1 rRNA gene is annotated in these 2,724 nt (G+C 54.2%); it reads left to right on the forward strand.

Annotated features, from left to right (window positions below):
• The first annotated feature begins 91 nt into the window (after nucleotides 1–91).
• Nucleotides 92–2,724 (forward strand): 23S ribosomal RNA (locus tag ACZ52D_RS20020).

A 2,724-nucleotide genomic window follows, 5' to 3' on the forward strand; every position in this document is an offset into this window, starting at 1 on the left:
TAGTTTGCTTTTTGGTTCAGAAATAGAGGCGCCGGTTTCTTACCAGCTTCCGGTGCCGCGACGTGCAGATGCACTGTCTCTTTCTGGATCAAATCAAGCGCGAGAAGGGCGTTTGGTGGATGCCTTGGCAGTAAGAGGCGATGAAAGACGTGATACCCTGCGATAAGCCATGGGGAGCCGGGAATAGGCTTTGATCCATGGATCTCTGAATGGGGGAACCCACCTGAAAGTTCGTTATTGTTACCTTCGGTAATCAATAATGGGCTTAACCAGGTACTTAAGGACTGAATACATAGGTCTTTAAGAGCAAACCCGGGGAACTGAAACATCTAAGTACCCGGAGGAAAGGACATCAATAGAGACTCCGTTAGTAGTGGCGAGCGAACGCGGACCAGCCGAGCCTGATGAGTGAGAAGAACATGTTGGGAAACATGGCCAGAGAGGGTGACAGCCCCGTATTCGAAGCTCTGAAGGACGTATCAAGTAGGGCGGGACACGTGAAATCCTGTTCGAAGATCGGAGGACCACCTCCGAAGGCTAAGTACTCCTTACTGACCGATAGCGAACCAGTACCGTGAGGGAAAGGTGAAAAGCACCCCGACGAGGGGAGTGAAACAGTACCTGAAACCGAACGCCTACAATCAGTTGGAGGCCCCTTGAGGGCTGACAGCGTACCTTTTGTATAATGGGTCATCGACTTGGTCTCACGAGCAAGCTTAAGCCGCTAGGCGGAGGCGCAGCGAAAGCGAGTCTTAATAGGGCGCATGAGTTCGTGGGATCAGACCCGAAACCGAGTGATCTAGGCATGGCCAGGTTGAAGGTGCGGTAACACGCACTGGAGGACCGAACCCACATCTGTTGAAAAAGATCGGGATGAGCTGTGCCTAGGGGTGAAAGGCCAATCAAACTCGGAGATAGCTGGTTCTCTGCGAAATCTATTTAGGTAGAGCGTCATCCGAATACCCCGGGGGGTAGAGCACTGGATGGGTAATGGGGCCCCACAGGCTTACTGATCCTAACCAAACTCCGAATACCCGGGAGTACTAGATGGCAGACACACTGCGGGTGCTAACGCCCGTAGTGGAGAGGGAAACAACCCTGACCTCCGGCTAAGGCCCCCAATTCATGGCTAAGTGGGAAAGCAGGTGGGATGTCCAAAACAACCAGGAGGTTGGCTTAGAAGCAGCCATCCTTTAAAGATAGCGTAACAGCTCACTGGTCTAAATAAGACGTCCTGCGGCGAAGATGTAACGGGGCTCAAGCCATGAGCCGAAGCCGAGGATGCACATAGTGCATGGTAGCAGAGCGTAGTGTGACATAGTCTCATTCCTCCTTAGTTCCTCCGGGAACATTGGAGGAGAGAGGCTTTCGATGAAGCCGGGGCGTGAGCCATCCGGTGGAGAGATCACTAGCGAGAATGATGACATGAGTAGCGACAAAGAGTGTGAGAGACACTCTCGCCGAAAGTCCAAGGGTTCCTGCTTAAAGCTAATCTGAGCAGGGTAAGCCGGCCCCTAAGCCGAGGCCGAAAGGCGTAGGCGATGGGAACCAGGTTAATATTCCTGGGCCAGGAGGATGTGACGGATTGCAAAGGTAGTTCACTCTTATCGGATTGAGTGGGCTGCTCAGCAGTCCCTGGAAATAGCCCTCCATCAGACCGTACCCTAAACCGACACAGGTGGACTGGTAGAGAATACCAAGGCGCTTGAGAGAACGATGTTGAAGGAACTCGGCAAAATACCTCCGTAAGTTCGCGAGAAGGAGGCCCGGGTTCAAGGCAACTTGGATCCGGGGGCACAAACCAGGGGGTGGCGACTGTTTATTAAAAACACAGGGCTCTGCGAAGTCGCAAGACGACGTATAGGGTCTGACGCCTGCCCGGTGCCTGAAGGTTAAAAGGAGGGGTGAGAGCTCCGAATTGAAGCCCAGGTAAACGGCGGCCGTAACTATAACGGTCCTAAGGTAGCGAAATTCCTTGTCGGGTAAGTTCCGACCTGCACGAATGGCGTAACGACTTCCCCGCTGTCTCCAACATCGACTCAGCGAAATTGAATTGCCTGTCAAGATGCAGGCTTCCCGCGGTTAGACGGAAAGACCCCGTGCACCTTTACTACAGCTTCGCACTGGCATCAGGATTGTGATGTGCAGGATAGGTGGTAGGCATCGAAACCAGAACGCAAGTTCCGGTGGAGCCTCCCTTGAGATACCACCCTTCGCACTCTTGATGTCTAACCGCGGTCCGTTATCCGGATCCGGGACCCTGCGTGGCGGGTAGTTTGACTGGGGCGGTCGCCTCCTAAAGAGTAACGGAGGCGCGCGAAGGTTGGCTCAGAGCGGTCGGAAATCGCTCGTTGAGTGCAATGGCAGAAGCCAGCCTGACTGCAAGACTGACAAGTCGAGCAGAGACGAAAGTCGGCCATAGTGATCCGGTGGTCCCGCGTGGAAGGGCCATCGCTCAACGGATAAAAGGTACGCCGGGGATAACAGGCTGATACTGCCCAAGAGTCCATATCGACGGCAGTGTTTGGCACCTCGATGTCGGCTCATCTCATCCTGGGGCTGGAGCAGGTCCCAAGGGTACGGCTGTTCGCCGTTTAAAGAGGTACGTGAGCTGGGTTTAGAACGTCGTGAGACAGTTCGGTCCCTATCTGCCGTGGGTGTAGGATACTTGAGAGGAGTTGCCCCTAGTACGAGAGGACCGGGGTGAACGATCCACTGGTGGAC

This window comes from Leisingera sp. S2M4 (assembly GCF_055398055.1).